This is a genomic window from Salegentibacter maritimus, assembly GCF_016236975.1.
In the GTDB taxonomy this organism is placed as follows: Bacteria; Bacteroidota; Bacteroidia; order Flavobacteriales; family Flavobacteriaceae; genus Salegentibacter; species Salegentibacter maritimus.
Window position 1 is genome coordinate 76,831 of the sequence record NZ_JAEHNY010000005.1, and the last position, 23,270, is coordinate 100,100.

The following is a 23,270-nucleotide window of genomic DNA, read 5'->3' on the forward strand; positions in this document are numbered from 1 at the left end:
CTGCTTATTTGCCAACATTTATTGGCACCGCTAACGGCTATAATACCCCGAGCTAGTTTACTTCTTTTACAAAATCTTTGGGAGAAGAAATATAACCACAACACCATTATTCATAGCGTGCATGGCAATTGGCCAAATAAGGCTATTGTTTTCAATTTTTATTTTTCCAAAAAAGTAGCCAGCAATAATTCTTGGGAAAATTAAGAGAAATAAAATGAGATCAAATTGCCAACCTTCAACATAATTCCAGATGTGAACCAAACCAAAAAGACCTGCGGTAAGTAGCCATACAACTCTATAATATCGGTATAGAAGAATACGGAATATTCTAATGATTCGTGAAGGTTTAAGAGATTGCAAGAAAAGAAAGATGATAATAGCCGCTAAAATTACCAGTCCATATTTTAGCAACGAATGGGCCTCCTGGGGTATAAAACCTAAGCCGAAAAAGGCAAGCAAAGCACAACAGAAAATATGTATTTCGGTAAAAGAGGGTTTAATAAGCGTTCTAAACATACTTTCTTCCAACACCGGGGCAATAATCACTGCCATAATAACAAAAGCCAGGGGACTTTCGTTCATTAAATTAAATAACTCGGTTTGCTGATATTTTTCCAGGTCTAAGTCGGGTAAAAAAGTATTTAAGAACCCCATTAAAAAGAAAAACAGAAAATAGGATCCTATCATCAACCAATAATTGCGAAACAGGTTACCGACTTTAGGTGGTATTTTAGGGAGCTGCAAGATTTTTATTTTAAATATTACTGCAATTTAAAACTGTATTTGTTTTAAGCCACAAATTCACGAAATTTTTATTGAAAGACCTTTTCTATTTCGCACAATGCCGTGAAGCGAGAACAGGATGAACTCATCAAGCAGTTTACAGTCTCAGCAGACTTTTAAAAACAATAAACCACGAACAAAAAACGCCAAACTGAGAACCCACAACCGAAAACAGGCTAACAATCGCTTAAATTCACTTTAACTGCGAGGCCGCCTTCTGAAGTTTCTTTATATTTCGAATTCATATCTTTGGCGGTATCCCACATAGTCTCAATCACTTTATCCAGAGGTACTTTTGCTTTTGTTGCATCGCTTTCCAGGGCTATTTCTGCCGCATTAATGGCTTTTATGGCGCCCATGGCATTTCTTTCAATACAGGGCACCTGTACTAAACCGGCTATAGGGTCGCAGGTTAGGCCCAGGTGGTGTTCCATAGCAATTTCGGCAGCCATAAGTACTTGTTCCGGGGTTCCTCCCAGTAGTTCTGTTAATCCACCGGCCGCCATCGCCGATGATACACCTATCTCTGCCTGGCAACCGCCCATAGCAGCAGAAATAGTGGCTCCTTTTTTAAACAGACTGCCAATCTCACCTGCTACCAGCATAAAACGCTTCATATCTTCAAAAGTAGCTTTGTGGTTTTCTATCACCATATAATACATCATCACTGCAGGAACAGTACCTGCACTACCATTGGTGGGTGCGGTAACCACACGTCCCAAAGACGCGTTTACTTCGTTAACGCTTATGGCAAAGCAGCTAACCCATTTAAGAATTTGCCTAAACTTTACTTCGGTCCTTCTAATCGCGGTAATCCAATCTTCAGGAGAATCATATTTTTCTTCGCCAATAAGGCGTTGGTGCATTTCAAAAGAGCGGCGTTTTACGTTAAGGCCGCCGGGTAGTGTACCTTCGGTATGGCAACCAATGTACATAGATTCTAGCATTACATCCCAAATTTGCTTTAAACCGGCGTTTATTTCTTCTTCGCTTCTAAGGGATTTTTCATTTTCAAGAACAATATCAGAAATAGGCTTGTTTTCAGATTTACAATAGGCCAGTAGTTCGGTAGCTTTTTCAATAGAAAATGGAAACTCCATAAAGCTTTTCATTTTCTTACTGGCGTTTTTACGTTCTTTCTTTACCACGAAACCGCCACCAATAGAATAAAAAGATGAGGATGTTTTTTTACCGCTTTTAAGTTCTGCACGGAATGTCATTCCATTAGGATGAAATTCAAGGAATTTCTTATTGAATTTTATATCGTTAGTGATACTAAAATCAATGCTCTTTTCACCATTAAGTAGAAGTTTCTTTGATTCTTTGATGTTTTGGATTTCAGAATCAATAATAGAAATGTCCATAGTTACAGGATCATGTCCGCAAAGCCCTAAAATAGTAGCAATATCGGTAGCGTGACCCACTCCGGTAAGCGAAAGAGAGCCATAAAGATCTATGTGAATATGTTTAACTTCTTCAAAAGTTCTTTTTTTCTTTAACTCTGCAATCCATCTTTGGGCAGCTCGCCAGGGACCTAAGGTATGTGAACTGGAGGGACCTACACCAACCTTCAACATATCAAAAACGCTAATACATTCAATTTTCCGCATTATAAATCTCCTATTTTACCGCAAAAGTAAGGATTTGCTAACATGAAAGAGAATGTTTTATTGAAATATTAAAACGATTTCGTGAATAGTAAATCACATTAAAAATTAAAAACTGCTAACATCTTTATGCTGAGCAAATATTTCAAATTCAATAGTATTCTTAACGTGTTTTAGTTGATAAACAAATACTCTTACAACTGCCCCGAATTAAAAAATATTCCATTTAATGCCTCCTTAACTTGCCAGGATGTAATTTATTACAAGGGAACCTGACGTGTGTTGACTTACTTTTTATTACAAGGAAAAGCGCATATTTGACAAGTGCCTGATTGAAAAAATGACAACCTGTCATAAGTTTTTCGCTGGCATAAAGATTGACTTTAAGACTTCGAAGAATTGAAATCAATAATATAAAATTCAACGTATAAAGTTATGAGTAAAATAATTGGAATTGATTTAGGTACTACCAACTCGTGCGTTTCCGTAATGGAAGGAAATGAACCAACGGTAATACCTAATGCTGAAGGAAAAAGAACTACCCCTTCTGTAATTGCTTTTGTAGAAGGTGGCGAAATAAAAGTTGGTGACCCGGCCAAGCGTCAGGCAGTTACTAACCCAACCAAAACCATTTCTTCTATTAAGCGTTTTATGGGGAATAAATACTCTGAGTCTTCTAAAGAAGCCGGTAGGGTGCCTTATAAAGTAGTAAAAGGTGATAATGATACCCCTCGTGTAGAAATTGATGGTAGAAAATATACTCCACAAGAACTTTCTGCAATGGTACTTCAGAAAATGAAGAAAACAGCAGAAGATTATCTTGGGCAGGAAGTAAATGAAGCAGTAATTACCGTACCGGCATATTTTAACGATTCTCAGCGCCAGGCTACAAAAGAAGCCGGGGAGATTGCAGGTTTAAAAGTAAGCCGAATTATAAACGAGCCTACTGCAGCTGCGCTTGCATACGGTTTAGATAAGAAATCCCAGGATCAAAAAATTGCAGTTTATGACCTTGGTGGAGGTACTTTTGATATCTCTATCCTTGAATTGGGTGATGGTGTATTTGAAGTATTATCTACAAATGGTGATACGCACCTTGGTGGTGATGATTTTGATGAGGTGTTAATAGACTATCTTGCAGATACTTTCCAAAAGGCTGAAGATATAGATCTTAGAAAAGACCCAATGGCACTTCAGCGTTTAAAAGAAGCTGCAGAAAAAGCTAAAATCGAGTTGTCTTCTTCAAGTCAAACTGAAATTAACTTACCTTATGTAACTGCAACTTCAAGTGGCCCAAAGCACCTTGTAGAAACAATTACCCGTTCTAAGTTTGAGCAATTGGCTGCAGAGTTGGTGACTCGTTCTATGGAGCCTGTTAAGAAATCACTTAGTGATGCAGGGCTTTCAAAAAGCGATATCGATGAGGTAATTCTTGTTGGTGGTTCTACCCGTATTCCTAAAATTCAGGAAGAAGTAGAAGCATTTTTTGGTAAAAAACCTTCTAAAGGAGTAAACCCAGATGAGGTTGTGGCTATTGGTGCAGCTATCCAGGGTGGTGTACTTACCGGAGATGTAAAAGATGTATTGCTACTTGACGTTACACCACTTTCTTTAGGTATTGAAACTATGGGAGGAGTGAACACAAAGCTTATTGAAGCCAATACTACCATTCCTACCAAGAAATCGCAAACATTCTCTACCGCGGCCGATAATCAGCCATCAGTAGAAATTCATGTATTGCAAGGGGAGCGCCCAATGGCGGCCGATAACAAGACTATTGGTAGATTCCACTTAGACGGAATTCCACCAGCGCCAAGAGGAACACCTCAAATTGAAGTAACTTTTGATATTGATGCCAATGGTATCATTAAAGTAAGTGCTACCGATAAAGCAACCGGAAAATCTCAGGATATTCGTATTGAAGCATCTTCAGGGTTAACCGAGGAAGAAATCGAGAAAATGAAGAAGGAAGCTGAAGCAAATGCTGATGCCGATAAGAAAGCCAAAGAAAAAGTAGATAAGCTTAACGAAGCTGATGCTATGATTTTCCAAACTGAAAAGCAGTTAAAAGAATTTGGCGATAAGATTTCTGAAGATAAGAAAAAGCCGGTAGAAGAAGCTTTAGAAGAATTGAAGAAAGCTTACGAAACTAAAGAGCTGGATCAAATTACTCCTGCTTTAGACAAATTGAACGAAGCCTGGAAAACTGCTTCTGAAGAAATGTATAAAGCACAAGCTGAAGCCCAGGGAGGCCAGGCAGGACCACAACAAGGTGCTACCGGAGCCGAAGGTGGCCAGCAGGCCGGAGGAAACTCTAAAAGCGGAGACGACGTAGAAGATGTAGATTTTGAGGAGGTGAAGTAAGCAGAGAGCCACTTTTACAAGCGCAAAGCGCTTGTAAAAGTGTGCGAATCGCTTATCCCGAACTTGTTTCGGGATCTTTAAAAATCTAGCTTAAATAATAATACCAAAAAGCGTAATCATTAAATTGATTGCGCTTTTTTTATTTTTAAACACAACTTTTTAGGGATTTTGTATCTATTAAGAAATCGATTATTATGAAAATATCAATATTGTTTTTTACACTCGTTCTTTTTGTTTCCTGTAGTACTGACGACACTATTTCTACCAAAGGCTTTGAGCCAATTTCAGAAGAATATCCTTTTCATGACCTGGATCCCGGTATAGAAAACAATTATTGGGAGCTTGTATATGCTTTGGTAAACGGCCCGAATGATTTTAACGAAAAAATTATAGGTCAAAACGGAGTGCTATGTGCCAGTGAAGAAGACGATATGTGCAAGGATGGGTTTAACAATTTAAAACCGGAATACGGTTTTGCTCCCAGTTGCTTACCGGGACTATGTTTTTATTATTTAAAATATCAAGCCAATAATGAAAACAACCTGGTTGCTTCTACAGACGATTTACTGCAATTTTTAGGTGCTATAAATACAAAGGAAGAGGCTTTGCTTTGGATTCGTGCAAACGATTATTATTATAGAATTAATGATATTGATGGCGGTGCAATAAAAGCTACAAATTCCGGTTTTGAACTTATAGTATTAAAAACTGTTAGTTATTGCACGCCAATTAAAACCAATAGGTATCACCTTAAGCTTACAGCTAATGGCGATATTGAAGTATTAAAAGAAAAAGTGTTTTCGGTTGATAAAAATTCCTGTGTTTAATTGGCACCGCCAAAGAGTTTAATACCCCGAGGCTTGCCTCGAAATTAAAAATTCGTTTCCAACGAATGCCTCGTGAGCTTGCCCCGAGGTAGTTTACTTAAGGTGAACTTAGTGTGCAAGAATCATTTGATTAAAAAACTAAGTCAAAAAATTATAATATAAATACACAAAGTTAAAGGCTACTAAAAGCGCAAAACAAACTAAGCTGAAAATTTTATAATTTTTTCCCGGCCTATGTTTTTCCGGCATTTGTTCTCCGCTTACCAGTTTGTAATTAAACCAGGCCAGAAAGGGAGCTGAAAGAAATGAAAGTCCGGCAGCAAAATCTACCAAAATGGTAAATGATCCTGAAAGAAAATACAAAATTGAAAGTGAAAGAATAGGGATAATAAAGATAGAAACACGGTATACCTGCCATTTGCCTTTTTTATCTTCAGGTTTATCTTTTTCAGGATCTTTTAATTCTGAAATCACTCTTGGATAGGCATCAGTAACTGTTATAACCGTACTTAACATGGTAATAAAAGCAGCTGCCGATATTAAAGGCTTGCTCCATTCGCCAAGGGTCTTTCCGTATAAATCCACCAACTGACTTGAAAATTCTACACTGTTGCTGGAGAAAGAAGTACCGCTGCCAAACATTACTAAAACCCCCAGTAAAAAGAAAAGTAAACCAATAAATGCGGCCGAAAGATATCCCACGTTAAAATCGGCAAAAGCTCCTTTAACCGAAATTTTGTTTTTGTTCTGGCTGGCTTTTTCGCGAGTCCATATAGAATGCCACACCGAAGCATCTAGAGGAATAGGCATCCAGCCCATAAAAGCGATTATAAACCCCAGGCTTGCTGTTGTCCAAAGCGAAGGTGGCTGTATGCTTATTGCATTATTTATAGTTTCGGGGCTAAAGGCCAGGATAACGGCAGCTAGGGTTGCAAGGGTTAATACCGTAACAATAATTTTCATGCTTTTATCGAGGCCGGGATATTTTCCTATTAAAAGCAGAGCGATACAGGCAATAAGAATAATTGCGCTCCATAGAAATGGCGGCCAACCAAAATTAAATAAACGCTCGGCTAAACCGGCAGTGACAATGGTTACAGCAGCTTGTATAATAAACATACTTCCTACAGTGATTAGGATATAGGTCCAATAAGGGAATTTTCCGAGTTTTTTGTAGCCGGTAATTAAATGGTTTCCGGTACCTGCGGCAAAACGAGAACCAAATTCCAGAAATGGATATTTTGAAACACAGGCTATAATTAAAACCCAAATTAAGATAAAACCGTAATCGGCACCGGCCCTTGTGGCCTGCACTAAATGTGAGACACCAATTGCAGCCCCGGCTAACAAAAAGCCCGGTCCTATACTTTTTAGGATAGATTTTTTAGAATTAATTTTTTGTTTCATTTAAAAGCTTTGAATGTGTAGCCGAAAAGTCAATTTAAGCAAATTCCGTTATAAGTTCAGTATTAAATTCGTGACCACCTTTGTAGGTTTTTATTTTAAAATTTTGTGGAAAAAGATCTTTTAATCGTTCTTTTTCCACTTTAATAATTCCGTTTTTCAGGTATTCATCTTCGGTTCCATGAATAAAACTGAAGTTAGTATTTTTTAAAAACTGAAAGTTTTCTCTTGTTAATTCGGCTGGAACTTTTCCTGAATGCATAATCAATTCTTCGCAATTAATTTCACGGGAGGCTATCCAACGGGTTACCACCGAAACTCCTTGAGAATACCCCAAAATAATAAGCCTTGGTGCATTTTTAAGATTTTCGGCTGTATAAACCCCGTCTAAATAATTTAGTACGTTTTCTATTTCGGCCTCGGTTCTTTCTTTGGTAAGCCAGGAGGCGCCTACGTGTTTATATTGGTTGTTGAGATAATATTTGGATTGTGCCTGTGGGGCGATCACATAATTTTCTTCAGTATTTAAATGATAAAAATGCCGAAGAAAATAGCGACTCAAATAACCAATTCCGTGGCAAACCAGCCATACCGTTTTTGTTTTTTCAGTGAAATGGTTTAAAACACTATACGTATTGGTAATTTGATAAGAAAGCTCCTTTTCAATACTCATCTTTTAGGGCGGTTTTGTATTTTTACTCAATAATAAAGGCTTAAATGATTCGAAGCTTGCTGCGAATCAAAAAGATTTTTATAAAGTGCCTCTCGGTTTACCCGAGGTGGCCTGCAAAGAAACCAATCTTATTGCTATGACCAAAGAAGAACTTCTGGAGCTTTCTAAAAAAGTTTGTAAAAATACGCTTATGGAAACTCTTGAGATAGAGTTTACCGAGGTAGGAGAAGACTATTTAATCGCTAAAATGCCGGTTACTTCAAAAGTTCACCAGCCCGATGGTGTATTGCACGGTGGGGCCAGTGTGGCTTTGGCAGAGAGTGTAGGGAGTTTGGCAAGCTATGTTTTTTTGGATACCGATAAATTTTATGTTCGCGGGATTGAAATTTCGGCCAATCACGTAAAAAGTATTTCAGAAGGTGTTGTTTATGCTAAAGCCAGCTTTGTTCATAAAGGCCGTACCACCCAACTTTTTGAAATAAAGGTTACCGATGAGGATAAAAACCTTATTTCTATTGTAAAACTCACTACCATAGCATTGCCTAAAAAGAAATAGAAAATGAATAGCGAAGATTTTTTTATAAAATTAGAGATGCAAATTCGTAGTGGAAATCCATTTGTGGCATATAGAAATCCTAATGACAAAAATGGGTTGACAAGGGCTTTGCTTCAGGATTCAGATAAAACTTACCAAACATCATCTTATGAGGAAAGCGGTTTTGTTTTTGCTCCTTTTGAAAACCCTAAGAGCGCACTTTTTGTTCCTTCTGAAAGTGCAGAAAGTATTACTACAGAATATTCGCCTACAACTTCGGCTATAGAAAAGCAGGAAGAGCAGCATTTTCCTCCCGGCTTAACCAATACTGAATCTAAAATACAGCACGAAGAATTGGTTCAGCAAGGAATTGAAGCTATTCAACAGGATGAATTTAAAAAAGTAGTGTTATCCCGAAAAGAAGACGTGCAAACACAACTTAATGCGGTTGAGATTTTTAAAAATCTACTAAAGAAATATGAAACTGCTTTTGTGTACTATTGGTTCCATCCCGAAACAGGAACCTGGTTGGGTGCCACGCCCGAAACCCTTTTAAATGTAGAGCGCAATAAGTTTAAAACCATGTCTCTTGCCGGAACGCAGGCATTTGCAGGAACAAGTAATGTAAATTGGGGAGAGAAAGAAATTGAAGAGCAACAAATTGTTACAGATTCTATTTTGGAAAACCTGCAAGATAAGGTTTCGGGCAAAATTTATAAATCAGAGCCCTATACTACCAAAGCTGGAAATTTATTGCATTTACAAACAGATATTCAGGGAATACTGGATTTGGAAAAATCTAACCTTAAAAGTTTAATTTTAGCTTTACATCCAACTCCCGCCGTATGCGGTCTTCCAAAGATAAAAGCACAAAGGTTTATTCTTAAAAGTGAAGGCTATAAGCGTGAGTTCTATTCTGGATTTTTGGGAGAAATGAATATGAAAAAAGAAGTTAAACGTAGCAGTAATCGAAGAAATCAGGAAAACCAGGCTTACGCGAGTGTTTTAAAGCATACTTCATTATTTGTAAACCTTCGCTGTATGAAATTAGAAGCCGATACGGCCAGCCTGTTTATTGGCGGCGGAATTACAAAAGATTCTAATCCTGCTGATGAATGGGAGGAGACGGTGAATAAGTCTCATACCATAAAATCTGTACTTGTTAAATAAGGGCAAAACCTGGCCGGTAAATACTTTTGAAATTGTAATTTTGAGTTGTTGAAAATGACCTATAAGGTATTGAACCAATAAGGTCAAGTGTTAAATAACGTCATTCTAAGTTTACATTAGCACCTACGTTGTTATTCAAACTTAGAACCTGAGATTAGATTGGTGTGATTAAAAATAAAGACCTCACAGGATTTTATAAACTGTGGGGTGCTGCTTTGAAAACTAAACTTTGTGAAATATTCTAAAATACCTGTTGCAAGATCTATTGTAGCGCTATGCGTTGCTAAAAATATACATCACGTAGTAATTTCCCCCGGCTCCAGAAATGCTCCTTTAACTATAGGCTTTACACATCATCCAGATATTAAGCCTTACAGTATTGTAGATGAAAGATGTGCTGCTTTCTACGCCCTGGGAATGGCACAGCAGCTACAAAAGCCTGTAGCGCTGGTTTGTACTTCGGGCTCTGCTTTGTTAAATTATTACCCGGCTATTGTAGAAGCTTTTTACAGCGATATTCCTTTGGTGATAATTTCGGCCGACAGGCCTGTAGAGCGTATCGATATTGGGGATGGTCAAACCATTAGGCAAAAAAACGTTTTTGAAAACCATATTCTGTATTCAGCAAACTTACACTCAGAATTGGTTTTGGATGCTGAAGCTACCGATAAAAAACTTCAGCAAAAGCAGTTTGAGTCTCAAAAGCACAATGAACGTGAAATAAATCTGGCACTTAACAAAGCTATAGAGGGGAAAGGGCCGGTTCATATTAATGTACCATTTTATGAGCCCTTATATGATTTGGTGGAAAATGTGAACGTAAACCCGTTGCAAATCTTACCTGAAATTGTAGAACGAAGCTATACCCAAAAACAGCTACAGGGCTATGCCGAACTTTGGAATAAGGCCAAACGTAAAATGATAATAGTTGGGGTAGCACAACCCAATATTGTTGAGCAGAAATTTTTAGAAGCACTGGCCAAAGATGAGTCGGTTATTGTGCTTACCGAAACCACTTCTAATTTAAATCACCCCGATTTTTTCACAAGAATAGATACCCTAATTGGTCCTATAGAAAAAGATGAGGATAGTGAGGAACTGTTTAAAAAGCTTCAACCGGAAATCTTACTTACTTTTGGAGGCATGATTGTTTCTAAGAAGGTTAAAGCCTTTTTAAGGAACTATCAGCCACAGCAACACTGGCATATTGATCCTAAGAAAGCATATAATACATTTTTTTGCTTAAATAAACATTTTGAGACCACAGTAAACTCTTTCTTTACTCATTTCTTTCCGCTAACGGAAAATGTTCAAAGCGATTATGGAACTTATTGGAAAGAAGTAAAAAGCCATAGGCAAGTGCGTCATGAGGAATATATGAATGAAATTCCTTATTCAGATTTGAAGGCTATGCAGGAGATTGTTCCTTATGTACCCGAAAATTATTTGTTACACCTGGGCAATAGTTCTACCATTAGATATGCACAATTATTTAAGTGGAAAGAAAGTTTACGTATTTTTTGTAATCGAGGCACCAGTGGGATAGACGGAAGCATTTCTACAGCAGTAGGAGCTGCGTGTGTAAAAGCTGAACCAACACTAATAATTTCTGGAGATCTTAGTTTTTTCTACGATAGTAACGCATTATGGAATAATTATATCCCTAAAAATTTTAGGATAATCGTTATAAATAATAGCGGTGGTGGAATTTTTAGGATCCTACCTGGAAATAAGAATACCGATAATTTTGAAAAATATTTTGAAACCACACACCAACTTCAGGCAAAACACCTAAGTGAAATGTATGGTTTTCAGTATGGTTCGGCTAAAAATTCTGAGGAGATACAGGAGCATCTTAAAGAATTTTTTAAACCTACTGAAAAGCCAAAACTTCTGGAAATTTTTACGCCAAGAAAAATTAATGACGAGGTGCTTTTGGAATATTTTAATTTTATGAAATCTTGAGTATTTAATTTTTAAATATGGCTCTTTTAAGTAAATTAGTGATGAATAACTAAAAACTATTAATTATGAGTACAAAAACCGATGAAAAGGTAGGTAAGTACATCCAGGATGTAAAGGATAAAACCGGAGAAGAGCCCGATGTAGATTTATTGCGAAAAGTAACTGAATCTTGTGGCCCAAGTATTTTTAGGAGTGATGCCGAGACTGTTTCCAGTTCTTCAGAATCTGAAATGGAAACCGTGAAGCGTAATTTTCTTATTAAAAAATTAGGTTTAAAAGATGATGAAAAGCTGGATGTTGGTTTAAATGCCGTTATGGAAAAATATGGTAAATCTAATCGTAATAAATATCGTGCGGTGGTATACTACCTACTTACAAAGCATTTCAAAAAAGAAAGTGTTTTTAAATAAGCCTTGATTTAAAGTTATATAGAAATCCGTTTTCCGAGTATGAAAACGGATTTTTTTTGTTTTGCAGAAAAGCCCGTAAATATAAAGTATCTTTGCTCCCAAAATATTGCTTATGCTTAGAATTGGCGAAAATCATACACTTCATATTGTAAGGGAAACCGAACCCGGATTATTTTTAACCGATGAAGAGGGGAATGAAGTTTTACTTCCCAATAAATACATTCCCGAAACTTTTGAAATAGGGGAGGAGATTGAGGTTTTTGTATACCTTGATCACGAAGAACGTCCGGTTGCGACCACTTTAGAACCCCTGGTAAAATTAGATGAATTTGCTTTTTTAAAATGCGTAGAGACAACAGAATTTGGTACTTTTTTAGATTGGGGGCTTGAAAAACATCTTTTTGTACCTTTTAAAGAACAGGCTTACCCTATGAAAAAAGGTGGGCGTTACCTTGTTTTTTGTTATTTAGATGAGGATACCAACCGTTTGGTTGCTTCCAGTAAAGTACATGCATTCCTGGATAATTCGTCCTTAACCGTAGCTCCTTTCGAAGAAGTAGATTTAATAATAAGCAATAAAAGCGATTTAGGTTATAATGTGATTATTAATCAACTGCATTTAGGTTTAATTTATCATGACGATGTTTTTCAGGAAATAAACGTAGGGGATGAAATGCGCGGGTTTATTAAGAAAACACGCTCAGATGGTAAAATTGACGTAAGTTTACAAAGGCCGGGTTATAGAAGTATTGAGCCAAATGCCCAACTTATTCTTGATAAGCTGAAACAAAATGATGGCTACTTAAACCTTACCGATAAGTCTTCGCCAGAGGCAATCCACAGTCAGCTTGGAATTAGTAAAAAAAGTTTTAAACGTGCTGCCGGTACGCTTTATAAGCAAAGAAAAATAGAGATAAAGGATAAAGGCCTTTATCTTAAAGAAGGCTAGTAATAACGGCCCCGAGGGGCATAATAGTAAGAGCCGTAATACATTCGGCGCTGATGTTGCCTATGTAGGGCATTTTGATAGATTCGCTGGTTTTGATAATAAGGATTGGAGTTAAGCGCATCGTTATACACTTCATCTTTATCTCTAAGCCTATAATTATTAGAAATTTCGAAAGCTTTCTTTTTCTGAGTAGTTGTAGGTAAAGGTGTTCCAATATCTACGCTGCGTTTTTTCATATTGCGTTGCTGCTCAAGGATTCCTACCATATCTACGGTAGCACGCTTATTTTGGTCTACATTTAGAAATTCTCCACTGGGAAGATCAAAATCCCCCTGAAAAAATTGTTGCCCAAAACTTAGATCGCTCCAGGCGGGTTCAATGCTATAATTGCTAATTTCAAAATCGGCCATGTCCCAGTATTCCTGAGAAAAAACAGGTGTTATACTTAAAAAAAATGTGCTTATAAGGAGTAAACGAAATTTCATTATCAGGGCTTTTGTTTTAGTATAGCAAAAACAATGCAAATCTATTTGCTCTACAAAGATATTAAGATAATTTGAAAAGCTTATTTTTGGATAAAATAAAGAATTATGAGTGAAATTAATTGGAAAACTGTAAAAGAATACGAAGATATTACTTATAAAAAAGCCGGAGGTGTTGCCCGAATTGCCTTTAACCGTCCGGAAGTTAGAAATGCGTTTAGACCTAAAACTACATCAGAGCTTTTAGACGCTTTTCACGATGCGCATGAAGATACCACAATTGGCTGTGTATTACTTTCAGCTGAAGGCCCTTCTTCTAAAGATGGAAAATGGGCTTTTTGTAGTGGTGGAGATCAAAAAGCACGTGGTCATCAAGGCTACGTTGGGGAAGACGGCTATCACAGGTTAAATATACTGGAAGTACAGCGTTTAATAAGGTTTATGCCTAAAGCTGTAATTTGTGTTGTGCCCGGTTGGGCTGTTGGCGGTGGGCATAGCCTGCATGTGGTTTGCGACCTAACACTGGCCAGTAAAGAACACGCTATTTTTAAACAAACCGATGCTGATGTAACGAGTTTTGATGCGGGTTATGGATCGGCATATTTAGCAAAAATGGTAGGCCAGAAGAAAGCTCGCGAAATCTTTTTCCTGGGAAGAAATTATTCGGCACAAGAGGCTTACGAAATGGGCATGGTAAATGCCGTGATTCCTCACGATGAGCTGGAGGATACGGCTTATGAATGGGCCCAGGAAATTATGGCTAAATCGCCAACTTCTATAAAAATGTTGAAATACGCGATGAATATGACTGATGACGGAATGGTTGGCCAGCAGGTTTTTGCCGGAGAAGTAACCCGTCTAGCTTATATGACCGACGAAGCCAAGGAGGGCCGCGATGCCTTTTTAGAGAAAAGAAAACCCAATTTTGATAAAAAATGGATTCCTTAGGTAAAGATTTTAGTAACGATCAGATTGATTTAGCCTCTTTACCCAAATATGAGTCGGTAGCTTATTCTTCTGTTTCTTCTACATACCTTATAAAAATGAATATTCAGACGGGCATATTTATGCTCGTCTTGTTTACTATACTTGGTGTTTTATGGTTTTTTCAACTAAACCAGTGGCAAACAGGCATCCTTTTAGCTGTTGTTATAGCCGCCTTTATTTTTAGATTTTGGAATAATTATAAATTGTTACAAAGCCTGGGCTATGCCGTACGGGAAAAGGATATCGTTTATAAGCGTGGTTTTATCTTTAATAAAACAACAATAGTTCCGTTTAACAGGGTACAACATGTTTCAATTTCAAGGGGAGTTTGGGATAAGATACTGGGTATTTCTAACCTTAATATTTTTACGGCGGGAGGAAGCGGAAGTGATATTACGATTCCTGGCCTTGATCCAAAAATGGCATTGCAGCTAAAAGAAGCCCTTGCGGTTAAGATTTCTAAAGATGAATTCTAAAGCCTATCATACTGCACAAAGACAATCTATAGCCGGAATTTTACTCATCTTCATTTCCAGTCTCTATAAACTGGTAAAAATATTTTGGGCTATGGGTGCTTACTTATTGTTGAGCGGCCCTAGCAAAACTACTTTAATTTATACAGGCATAGGCTTGGTGGTATTGATGGGTTTAACTTTAATCTACAGTTATGTCTATTACCTTAAATTCATTTTCTATATTGATTATGAACGTGAGGAATTCGTATTGGAAAAGGGAATTTTTTCTACCGAAAATTCAGCGATTCCTTTTGATAAGATTCAACAGGTATATTTTAAACGTTCTATTCTTCAGCGGGTAATTAATGTTTATACCCTGGTTATAGATACCGCCGGAAGTAACCAACAGGAGGTAGAAATACAAGCTATTTCAGAAAATGATGCGTATAGACTTTCAGAAATTCTTTTAAAAGCTAAATCTGAAAAAGTAGAAGCAAATCAAATAGATAAAAAAAGAGTAGAGGCCGAAGATCGTGAAATTTGGACGCATAAAGTTGGTATTCTAAGCCTTTTAAAAATAGGAATAAGCACAAATTATCTACGTGGTCTATCGCTGGTTGTTGCCTTTGTAATGGGAATTTATAACAGGGCCAACACTTACTTTAAAGATCGCCTGGATCATGTTGAAGTTTATGTAGATCAATTTTCGGGGATGCTTCAGTCTATTGGATATAGTGCCTTGCTTTTTGTGTTGCTTTTAATATTAAGTATAGGCATTACCATTATTGAGGTTTTTATTAAATATTATGGACTTAAAGTTCGGCAAACAAGGGAAAAGCTTGAAGTGGAGATGGGTTTAAAAACCAATACAAAGGTATCGCTTCAACCCAGAAGGCTTCAATTAATGCGGATAATCACCAATCCGGTACAGCAGCGGCTTAACCTTTATGAGGCCCAAATTTCGTTATCAAGCAGTGAAAACGAACTTCAGAAGAATAAAATAAAGATTCCGGGTCTTGGAAAGCAAATTGTAGAGAAGATAAAGTCTTTTTTATACAGTAAATCTTCTCATACTAATTTTAAAACTGTTTTTAAACCTGATAATTTATTACTGTTTCGAAAGATTTTATTGAGTATGTTACCGGTTTTAGTATTCCTTTATGCCTGGTATTTTACCAATTTTGTAGACTTTAAATTATGGGCTGTGCTAACGTTGGTAGGTGTGTATATACTGATAGCAATAACATTACAAATACTGGCATTTAGGGCTAGAAAATTAATTTTTACCGAAGATTTTTTACAAAAGAAAAAAGGCTTTTGGAACAAAACTGAAGAAACCCTTCAATTGTTTAAAATACAATCTATAAGTGTGCAGCAACCTATTTGGTATCGCAGAAGAAACCTGGTGAATGTTGTTTTTCATACCGCCGGTGGTGATCTTAAGTTTTATGCTGTTAGCAAAGATATTTTGCAATACATAAATTATGTCTTATATAAAGCTGAAGTTAGTAAGCGAAACTGGATGTAGCATCTCACGTCACAGCGAAATTAGTTTTAAATAACAACGCAACCAATTATAGGCTTCCGCATCTATTATTTATAAATTAAAAATTAAGCTATGAGAGTTCTAAATTATTTATTCGTTTTTACGCTAAGCCTTTTTATGTTATCATGTTCAGGTAGTCGTTTAGAAATAGGGGAAACCAGCGGTAAAAGTGGAATTAATTACAGTGATAGCAAAGGTTTATGGAAGAAATTAAAATCTGAAAATGAAGATAGTTATAGCTATACCGTAAATTCGATTTCCTGGACAGGTAATGGAAGTAGAACGCATATAAGTGTAAAAGATGGTACGGTAATTAGAAGGGAATATACGTATTACAAACAGGATAGAAATGAAGATGGCGAACCCATAGAAATAGCAATCGAATCTTATATAGAAACCGAAGAAGAAATTGGTAACAATGCTGAAGGTTTCGACCCTTTGCTTATAGATGAATTGTACGAAACCTGTTTTTCGGAGTATTTAAATGTAAATCGGGAAGAGAATACAATCTATTTTGATACCGATGAAAATGGAATTATTTCTAATTGTGGTTTTGTTGAAAAAGGCTGTGTAGACGATTGTTTTATTGGGTTTAGAATAAGTGAGTTTAAATGGCTTTAAACCTGGAAAGTATTAGAAGTACAAAGTGGCTATCCTATTCTGAAGACTTCCGGAATTATTTTAGGATATGATTGTTTTGAAAATTGAAGTAGTAAATTATTTTAGGCCAAGCCTTGGGGTATTATGACCTTTGGGGGTACTAATAAAAAATCCCCAATCTCTCTTTAGATTGGGGATTTGTATTTTAAGATATTACATAAGTTCCTTCTATTTTATAGCCGGAAATTCTTCAGGATTTACCTCATTAAAAATTGCATAAACCTTTTCAAAAATATCTTCTGCCGAAGGTTTGCTAAAGTAATCACCATCGGTTCCATAGGCCGGTCTATGTTCTTTAGCAGTAAGGGTTTGCGGTTTACTGTCTAGATATCTCCAGGCGTTTTGTTCGTTTAAAACCTTATCCAGGATAAATGCAGAAGCCCCTCCCGGTACATCTTCATCTATAATTAATAATCGATTGGTTTTTTCAACGCTCTTTACAATATCGTGCTCAAGGTCTAACGGTAGTAACGACTGTACATCAATCACCTCGGCATCAATCCCAAATTCGCTTAATTCTTCAGCCACCTGAGCAACAATTCTTAGCGTAGAGCCGTAAGAGACCAAAGTGATATCGCTACCTTCTCTTATTGTTTCAACTTTTCCTATGGGGGTTCTAAGTTCAGAGAGGTTGCCTGGCTTTTTCTCTTTTAATCGGTAGCCATTTAAGCATTCTACTAATAAAGCCGGTGTATCCTGTTCTAACAGGCTATTATAGAACCCTGCTGCTTTGGTCATATTTCGTGGTACTAAAACATACATACCTCTTATGAGGTTTAAAATACCGCCCATTTGTGAGCCACTATGCCAAATACCTTCCAGGCGATGACCTCTTGTACGTATAATTAAAGGGGCTTTTTGTTTACCTTTGGTTCTATAGTGCAAAGTAGCAAGATCATCACTCATACCTTGTAAAGCATACATCACATAATCCAGATACTGGATTTCGGCAATAGGTCTAAGGCCTCTCATTGCCATTCCAATTCCCTGTCCGAGAATAGTAGCCTCACGAATACCAACATCTGCAACGCGTAATTTACCATATTTCTTTTGCAGTCCTTCCAGCCCCTGATTTACATCACCAATTTCTCCGGCATCTTCTCCAAAAATTAAGGTTTCAGGTTTGTTCTCAAATATTTGATCGAAATTATCACGTAAAATAATTCTTGCATCTACTTCAGGGGAATCATCGTTATACTCTGGTAAAACTTCGTTCTTAAGATCTTTAGCTGCTACGTGTAAGTGGCTGCTGTAATCATCAGCCATAGCCTTATTGAAATCATTTAACCATTCAATAAGTTTAGACTTCTCTTCAGATGTCTCTTTTCTAACAACTCTTAAAGTTTTTCTTGCAGCAATGGCAAGGTCTTTTTTAAGAGGTTCTTTGTTGGCTTTTAGGTCTTTGGCCAATTTAATAACCGCGTCGTTTTCTTCGGTGTTTTTAGCTAGTTTAGCAAGTATAGCCAGTAGCTCTTTTTGTTTGTTTTTGGTAGGGAGTATGTAATTATTCCAGGCCGTTTTTTTGCCTTCTCTAACTTCACGTTTTATGTCTTTTTCTATTTCCTCCAGCTCCTCATTTGTACTAATATTGTTTTCAAGAATCCATTCCCTAAACTTAGCATTACAGTCGTATTCGCGCTCCCAGGAAAGGCGTTTTTCATCTTTATAGCGTTCGTGCGATCCTGAGGTAGAATGGCCTTGCGGTTGTGTGAGTTCTATCACGTGAATAAGAACCGGGCAATGTTCTTTACGCGCTATTTTTTCAGCTTTTTCGTAGGCTTCAATAAGAGCGACATAATCCCATCCTTTTGCCACAATTATTTCAAAACCTTTATTGTCTTCGTCTCTTTGAAAGCCTTTTACGATTTCTGAAATACTTTCTTTTGTAGTTTGGTGGGCTGCGTGTACCGAGATTCCATATTCATCGTCCCAAACACTTAGCACCATTGGTACCTGTAGTACACCGGCGGCATTAAGGGTTTCCCAGAAATGACCTTCACTTGTACTGGCATTTCCTATGGTTCCCCAGGCAATTTCATTTCCCTGATCTGAAAATTTTTCAGAGGAAATTCCTTTTACGTTTCTATATATTTTAGATGCTTGCGCCAGGCCTAAAAGTCTCGGCATTTGGCCTGCGGTAGGAGAGATATCGGCACTGGAGTTTTTTTGCTCCATTAGGTTTTTCCAACTACCGTCTTCCTGGAGGCTATGTGTGGTAAAATGGCCTCCCATTTGTCTGCCGCCAGACATAGGTTCATTTTCCAGGTTACAATCAGCATATAAGCCGGCAAAGAACTGTTCTATGCTAAACTCATTAATGGCCAACATAAAGGTCTGGTCTCTGTAATAACCAGATCTAAAATCACCATTTTTAAAAGCTTTGGCCATGGCTAATTGTGGCACTTCTTTTCCATCGCCGAAAATACCGAATTTAGCTTTTCCGGTAAGGACCTCGCGTCTACCCAGTAGACTGCATTCGCGGCTGGTAACGGCAACTTTATAATCTGCCATTACCTGGGCCTTAAAATCCTCAAATGAAATTGAATCTTTAGTTTGTGTTTCGCTTTGCATGAACGTTATTTTGAATCCCTAATAGCGGGTTTAATACTTCAAAGGTTGCCCTCGAATTTTATATGTACTTTCTCAAATTAATACCTTAAAGGCAGGGCCTAAGGTTCTTGATGAACAACAAATGTAACGAAAACTTAGATTGTACACAATTCATTAAAATCAAAATATTTTAAGAAAAGTGTATTCAAAGGGCTTTTTGTTGTTTTTATTTTAATAAAATGTCTGAAATATTGTGATATGATGGTTTTTATGCAATAAGGGTGGGGAAAGCTAAGAATTAAGTAAGGCCATTAAAAATTTGTTAATACCAACGTCGGGTAAAAAGTTTTATTAGTGTGTTAATGTCCAAAGAGACAATAAACCTTATTTTTTGATCGTAATTTTCCTGGGCAACTTCCCAACCTAAATTGGAGTAGACCGGAAAGAATATCTCAAAATAGTCATCGACCAGGCTTAGCCTAACTCCCGAGTCATATAAAAACTTAGCATTTTGATGTTGATTTTTTACCAAACCTACATCTCCATAAATAAAGAACCATTTGTATAGATTGGTACTCGCATTTAAAGTGGTAAGCCATTGATTTGCATATTCGGGTTGTAATTGCGATTTAAAACCACCTTCAGCTAGAATAATTTGCTGACTAAACAGACCGGACCCCTGACTTCTTCCATAATAATTATAATCAAAAAGATAATCTGTAGGCCTGTCTAAGGCAAAACTAAAGTAGTTTGTTTCCATAGCATCGCTATAGAGAAATGTTCCGGTAAAAAAACGTAAATTAATTTGACGATTATTCTTAAATAATTTTCTATACTCAAGACTCATTGAGATTTTACTAAACTTTTCTGCCAATTGAAAATCGAAAGAGGCCGAGTAATAATCTACCAGATGCGGTTTGCTGTAACGATAGTTTATGTTAAACACATTATAATTAGGTTCTTCTAAATCCCGGCTGGGGTTCATATCCCGCCTTACATTTACATTTCTAATGAGAAGATTTTGGCGTTCGTTATCGCGTAGGTATTTATTTCTAAAGGAAAAATTAATAAAAGGGGTATATTTTTGATAGAATAAATTATAGCCATAAGAATAACGTGTTCCCCCAATACCATATGTAATGGCATAAAGTTCTTTGTTTGCAAATTGATGCCTGTTGGTAATCGAAGCCGAACCAACAATGGTCTCACTGTTAAATCCGTATTTTGGGGAAATATTAAAATTGAAGTTTTTGGACAGCACCGTTTTGTTATACAATTTAGGCCCAATAGAAATGCCATCATATAGGTTATAATTAAATTCTGGCATAAAAAACAGCTGCGAATATCTTGGATCTTCAATATCCTGAAGTAGCCTTATTTGTAATGGCTTATTGAAAAGTTTAGTTACAGCTTTGTAATTGTCCCGCTGATTAAATTCCGGTATTTTTTGTTCATAATTTAAAGCTAGTCTATCTACATCCTGCCTGGCAATTTCAACAGTTTTAGTCTTATCAATATTTTCAATCCATTTTTTAAAAACAATTTCTCCGTTTTTTAATCCGTATAGCGAAACAGGAAAATTACTTTTTCTCTTATTTCTAATAGTAACCCGAAGAGAGTCTTGGGTTTTATATAGTTTTTCTATACTGAAATCTATTTTTTTATTTGTACTTACATAGTCCTTAAAGAACCAGGAGATATCTTTCGTGGCATAATTTTCTAAAATTTGCTGAAAATCTTTAGAAGAAGTGGGCTGCATATTATGCTGTAGGTAAAAGTCTTTAACTGCTTTGGTAACTTTTTCATTCCCAAGGAAATCTTCTACATATTTTAATCCAATACCGGCTTTATAGGAGTTTGCAATATTTTTATTGAATTTCACCAGTGAATCCTGGGCAGAACTTAAAGCCTGGTCTAAATTCATTCTGGCCATATTCATATAAAGAAATTGGTATTGGTCATTAAACTCTAAATCGGCAGCGTGGAACCATCGCACCCCAATAATATCACTTAAATTTCCCAAAAGTTTCATATGTGGGTAATACTCGTTCACATAGTCTATCATTAAGGAAACCAGAATAGCATCATGTACCCACTGCTCTTTACGGGGGTTAATATGAATAGAATTCTCAAGCATGTAGTTGGTGATGGTTTTAAATTGCTTTATGTCATATTGAAAACCATCGGGAAAAGGACGAATAAAACCCGGTAATTGATTTAAACCATAGATGGGACTATTTAAGTAATCGTCACGGGTTACAAATATCTTTTTATGTGGATATGCTCCTAATTTTTGTTCATAAAATTTTAGGATGCGATCTAGTAGTATGCTTTTTATTTCGGGCTGAAGTTCGTCATCATCTACATTGGTGACTACTTCATAATCTTTGGTCGCCAAAGATTCAAATATAAAAGATTTCGTGAGGTAAAGTTTGCTATCTAATTGATCTATACCCGAAAGTTTAACCTTTTTTTGACCGTTTATAGTATTTACGCCACTAAGCTTTAGGGCAGATGCAACATAATATTTAGGTGGTATGCTAAGTTCTATTTCAACATCGTGAAGTGCATTATACTGGTCGCCTAAATTTTTATGGCTGTATACCTGCCATTTTCCATCTTTATATACGCCAGGTGTAAAATACCAATATCTAAGTTTGTAATTGTTATCGGAATCTACTCCGTATCGCGTAAACTTATCTATAGGAATTTTAACGTGATAATCTAACTTAACCGCTATGCTCTGCCCGGGAAGTAAAGCTTTATCCAGGTTTATTTTAACAAGATCCTGAGCTTGTTCTGGCCTTTCCCATATTAAACTATCGTTTTGAGCATCGGTGATATTATTGATAAATGTCGCGCCACGCTCTTCGGCTTTGGCAAATCTAAATCGCCTGGCAAATTCTTCGGCAAAGCGTTTTGCCAATGGGGTATTTTTTGCACTAAAAGCATTCGCCCAGTCATTAAGGTAAATATGGCTAAGCGAATCTTTACTGGAGTTGGTATAAACCAATTCCTGTTGTATTGTGAGAATATGGGTACTATCGTTTAAATGAGCTTTTAAAGAGATGGAGTTTTGAGCAAAACCCCATCCAATTGCCACGAAAAACAATAGATAAAATAGATAAAACCTCAAGCGGAGTATATTTAATGTAAAAAGAATTGCGACTTAAATATACTCAAAGTTTTTATCCCCACTAAAGAATTAATTAAAAGTTAGGACTCAGGTTATACTCTCCGTAGAAGTCGTTCAGGATTTCAATCACTTCATCTTCGGTATCTACTACCTGAACCAAATCCATATCGGGTGCACTTATGTTTTGAAATTCATCTAAAAGGGTATTTTGAACCCATTCCACCAATCCGCTCCAAAAACTTCTTCCTACCAAAATAATAGGAAATTTATCAATTTTATGGGTTTGAATAAGGGTAATGGCTTCAAAAAGCTCATCTAAAGTTCCGAATCCACCTGGCATAACCACAAACCCCTGCGAATATTTTACAAACATTACTTTTCTAACAAAAAAGTAATCAAAATCCAGGCTTTTATCATTATCTATATATGGGTTATCGTGTTGTTCAAAAGGCAAGTCTATATTTAGTCCTACAGAAGTTCCTCCACCAAGATGGGCTCCTTTATTTCCTGCCTCCATAATTCCGGGGCCTCCACCGGTAATAACGCCATAACCGTTTTCCACTATTTTCTTGGAAATTTTTTCGGTTAATTTGTAATATTTTTGGTCTGGTTTAGTTCTTGCGGAACCAAAAATTGAGACACAAGGGCCAATTTGACTTAACTTTTCATAGCCATTTACAAATTCACCCATTATTTTAAAGATGGCCCAGGAATCGTTTGTTTTTATTTCGTTCCAGGCTTTATTTTGTCGGTTATTTCTCATAGTA

The 23,270-nt window shown here is 36.7% G+C and carries 19 protein-coding genes; 11 read left to right on the forward strand and 8 right to left on the reverse strand.

The genetic code is table 11. The features are described from left to right. Positions 1-66: 66 nt before the first annotated feature. Both I6U50_RS06705 and I6U50_RS06710 read right to left on the reverse strand, forming a co-directional pair. Entirely contained in the window at positions 67-687 is a 621-nt protein-coding gene (locus tag I6U50_RS06705) for a CPBP family glutamic-type intramembrane protease (protein ID WP_198638283.1), read from the reverse strand. Positions 688-959: 272 nt separating this feature from the next. Continuing rightward, complete coding sequence (locus tag I6U50_RS06710; protein ID WP_198638284.1) at positions 960-2,393, reverse strand: L-serine ammonia-lyase; 1,434 nt, start codon at positions 2,391-2,393, stop codon at positions 960-962. Positions 2,394-2,825: 432 nt separating this feature from the next. On the opposite strand from I6U50_RS06710, the gene dnaK reads away from it, so the two are divergent. Beyond that, positions 2,826-4,754: a molecular chaperone DnaK gene (gene dnaK / locus I6U50_RS06715; RefSeq protein ID WP_193709953.1), complete on the forward strand. Its 1,929-nt coding sequence runs from the start codon at positions 2,826-2,828 to the stop codon at positions 4,752-4,754. 194 nt (positions 4,755-4,948) lie between these two features. Continuing rightward, positions 4,949-5,581: a hypothetical protein gene (locus I6U50_RS06720; protein ID WP_198638285.1), complete on the forward strand. Its 633-nt coding sequence runs from the start codon at positions 4,949-4,951 to the stop codon at positions 5,579-5,581. Positions 5,582-5,719: 138 nt separating this feature from the next. On the opposite strand, the gene I6U50_RS06725 is transcribed toward I6U50_RS06720, so the two are convergent. Continuing rightward, positions 5,720-6,988 carry an NRAMP family divalent metal transporter gene (locus I6U50_RS06725; protein WP_198638286.1) on the reverse strand — a complete coding sequence of 423 codons (1,269 nt, stop codon included), beginning with the start codon at positions 6,986-6,988 and terminating at the stop codon, positions 5,720-5,722. Between the two features lie 34 nt (positions 6,989-7,022). Next, positions 7,023-7,658 (reverse strand): alpha/beta hydrolase, encoded by a 636-nt coding sequence (locus tag I6U50_RS06730; RefSeq protein WP_198638287.1) that lies wholly within the window; start codon positions 7,656-7,658, stop codon positions 7,023-7,025. Between the two features lie 136 nt (positions 7,659-7,794). Between I6U50_RS06730 and I6U50_RS06735 the strand changes: the two genes are divergently transcribed. The 5 genes from I6U50_RS06735 (at position 7,795) to I6U50_RS06755 (ending at position 12,687) form a co-directional block, all read left to right on the forward strand. After that, complete coding sequence (locus I6U50_RS06735; protein WP_198638397.1) at positions 7,795-8,214, forward strand: PaaI family thioesterase; 420 nt, start codon at positions 7,795-7,797, stop codon at positions 8,212-8,214. A gap of 3 nt (positions 8,215-8,217) precedes the next feature. Beyond that, positions 8,218-9,363, forward strand: coding sequence for a chorismate-binding protein (locus tag I6U50_RS06740; protein WP_198638288.1), 1,146 nt, complete (start codon positions 8,218-8,220; stop codon positions 9,361-9,363). A 231-nt stretch (positions 9,364-9,594) separates the two neighbouring features. Beyond that, positions 9,595-11,328 (forward strand): 2-succinyl-5-enolpyruvyl-6-hydroxy-3-cyclohexene-1-carboxylic-acid synthase, encoded by a 1,734-nt coding sequence (menD, locus tag I6U50_RS06745; RefSeq protein ID WP_198638289.1) that lies wholly within the window; start codon positions 9,595-9,597, stop codon positions 11,326-11,328. Between the two features lie 65 nt (positions 11,329-11,393). Beyond that, the gene (locus I6U50_RS06750) at positions 11,394-11,738 is read left to right on the forward strand and encodes a DUF2853 family protein (RefSeq protein ID WP_079719426.1); all 345 of its coding nucleotides are present in this window, start codon (positions 11,394-11,396) and stop codon (positions 11,736-11,738) included. Between the two features lie 112 nt (positions 11,739-11,850). After that, positions 11,851-12,687, forward strand: a complete 837-nt coding sequence (locus I6U50_RS06755) for a CvfB family protein (protein WP_198638290.1) — start codon at positions 11,851-11,853, stop codon at positions 12,685-12,687. Here I6U50_RS06755 and I6U50_RS06760 read toward each other — a convergent pair. Continuing rightward, entirely contained in the window at positions 12,684-13,172 is a 489-nt protein-coding gene (locus tag I6U50_RS06760; RefSeq protein WP_198628956.1) for a hypothetical protein, read from the reverse strand. The two genes, I6U50_RS06755 and I6U50_RS06760, sit on opposite strands and share 4 nt — an antisense overlap. Before the next feature lie 105 nt (positions 13,173-13,277). On the opposite strand from I6U50_RS06760, the gene I6U50_RS06765 reads away from it, so the two are divergent. The 4 genes from I6U50_RS06765 (at position 13,278) to I6U50_RS06780 (ending at position 16,778) form a co-directional block, all read left to right on the forward strand. Next, a complete protein-coding gene (locus I6U50_RS06765) occupies positions 13,278-14,117 on the forward strand; it encodes a 1,4-dihydroxy-2-naphthoyl-CoA synthase (protein ID WP_193709944.1) in 840 nt (279 codons plus the stop codon). Further along, entirely contained in the window at positions 14,105-14,632 is a 528-nt protein-coding gene (locus I6U50_RS06770; protein WP_193709943.1) for a PH domain-containing protein, read from the forward strand. The genes I6U50_RS06765 and I6U50_RS06770 overlap by 13 nt, the downstream gene beginning before the upstream one ends. After that, positions 14,622-16,139, forward strand: a complete 1,518-nt coding sequence (locus tag I6U50_RS06775) for a PH domain-containing protein (RefSeq protein ID WP_198638291.1) — start codon at positions 14,622-14,624, stop codon at positions 16,137-16,139. Before I6U50_RS06770 ends, I6U50_RS06775 begins: the two co-directional genes overlap by 11 nt. A 90-nt stretch (positions 16,140-16,229) precedes the next feature. Next, positions 16,230-16,778: a hypothetical protein gene (locus tag I6U50_RS06780; protein WP_198638292.1), complete on the forward strand. Its 549-nt coding sequence runs from the start codon at positions 16,230-16,232 to the stop codon at positions 16,776-16,778. Between the two features lie 207 nt (positions 16,779-16,985). Here the strand turns inward: I6U50_RS06780 and I6U50_RS06785 are convergent, their stop codons facing one another. The 3 genes from I6U50_RS06785 to I6U50_RS06795 all read right to left on the reverse strand — a co-directional run bounded on the left by I6U50_RS06785 (position 16,986) and on the right by I6U50_RS06795 (position 23,266). Continuing rightward, entirely contained in the window at positions 16,986-19,388 is a 2,403-nt protein-coding gene (locus I6U50_RS06785) for an alpha-ketoacid dehydrogenase subunit alpha/beta (RefSeq protein WP_198638293.1), read from the reverse strand. Positions 19,389-19,689: 301 nt separating this feature from the next. Continuing rightward, positions 19,690-22,503 carry a metalloprotease gene (locus tag I6U50_RS06790; protein WP_232805891.1) on the reverse strand — a complete coding sequence of 938 codons (2,814 nt, stop codon included), beginning with the start codon at positions 22,501-22,503 and terminating at the stop codon, positions 19,690-19,692. Positions 22,504-22,576: 73 nt separating this feature from the next. Next, on the reverse strand, positions 22,577-23,266 hold the full coding sequence (locus I6U50_RS06795) for an LOG family protein (protein ID WP_198628944.1): 690 nt from the start codon (positions 23,264-23,266) through the stop codon (positions 22,577-22,579). Positions 23,267-23,270: the final 4 nt, after the last annotated feature.

Bases quoted from the DNA above. Each gene is read 5' to 3' on its own strand.
- I6U50_RS06705 (WP_198638283.1), bottom strand. From the start codon at position 687: ATGATAGGATCCTATTTTCTGTTTTTCTTTTTAATGGGGTTCTTAAAT.
- I6U50_RS06710 (WP_198638284.1), bottom strand. From the start codon at position 2,393: ATGCGGAAAATTGAATGTATTAGCGTTTTTGATATGTTGAAGGTTGGT.
- dnaK (WP_193709953.1), top strand. From the start codon at position 2,826: ATGAGTAAAATAATTGGAATTGATTTAGGTACTACCAACTCGTGCGTT.
- I6U50_RS06720 (WP_198638285.1), top strand. From the start codon at position 4,949: ATGAAAATATCAATATTGTTTTTTACACTCGTTCTTTTTGTTTCCTGT.
- I6U50_RS06725 (WP_198638286.1), bottom strand. From the start codon at position 6,988: ATGAAACAAAAAATTAATTCTAAAAAATCTATCCTAAAAAGTATAGGA.
- I6U50_RS06730 (WP_198638287.1), bottom strand. From the start codon at position 7,658: ATGAGTATTGAAAAGGAGCTTTCTTATCAAATTACCAATACGTATAGT.
- I6U50_RS06735 (WP_198638397.1), top strand. From the start codon at position 7,795: ATGACCAAAGAAGAACTTCTGGAGCTTTCTAAAAAAGTTTGTAAAAAT.
- I6U50_RS06740 (WP_198638288.1), top strand. From the start codon at position 8,218: ATGAATAGCGAAGATTTTTTTATAAAATTAGAGATGCAAATTCGTAGT.
- I6U50_RS06750 (WP_079719426.1), top strand. From the start codon at position 11,394: ATGAGTACAAAAACCGATGAAAAGGTAGGTAAGTACATCCAGGATGTA.
- I6U50_RS06755 (WP_198638290.1), top strand. From the start codon at position 11,851: ATGCTTAGAATTGGCGAAAATCATACACTTCATATTGTAAGGGAAACC.
- I6U50_RS06760 (WP_198628956.1), bottom strand. From the start codon at position 13,172: ATGAAATTTCGTTTACTCCTTATAAGCACATTTTTTTTAAGTATAACA.
- I6U50_RS06765 (WP_193709944.1), top strand. From the start codon at position 13,278: ATGAGTGAAATTAATTGGAAAACTGTAAAAGAATACGAAGATATTACT.
- I6U50_RS06770 (WP_193709943.1), top strand. From the start codon at position 14,105: ATGGATTCCTTAGGTAAAGATTTTAGTAACGATCAGATTGATTTAGCC.
- I6U50_RS06775 (WP_198638291.1), top strand. From the start codon at position 14,622: ATGAATTCTAAAGCCTATCATACTGCACAAAGACAATCTATAGCCGGA.
- I6U50_RS06780 (WP_198638292.1), top strand. From the start codon at position 16,230: ATGAGAGTTCTAAATTATTTATTCGTTTTTACGCTAAGCCTTTTTATG.
- I6U50_RS06785 (WP_198638293.1), bottom strand. From the start codon at position 19,388: ATGCAAAGCGAAACACAAACTAAAGATTCAATTTCATTTGAGGATTTT.
- I6U50_RS06795 (WP_198628944.1), bottom strand. From the start codon at position 23,266: ATGAGAAATAACCGACAAAATAAAGCCTGGAACGAAATAAAAACAAAC.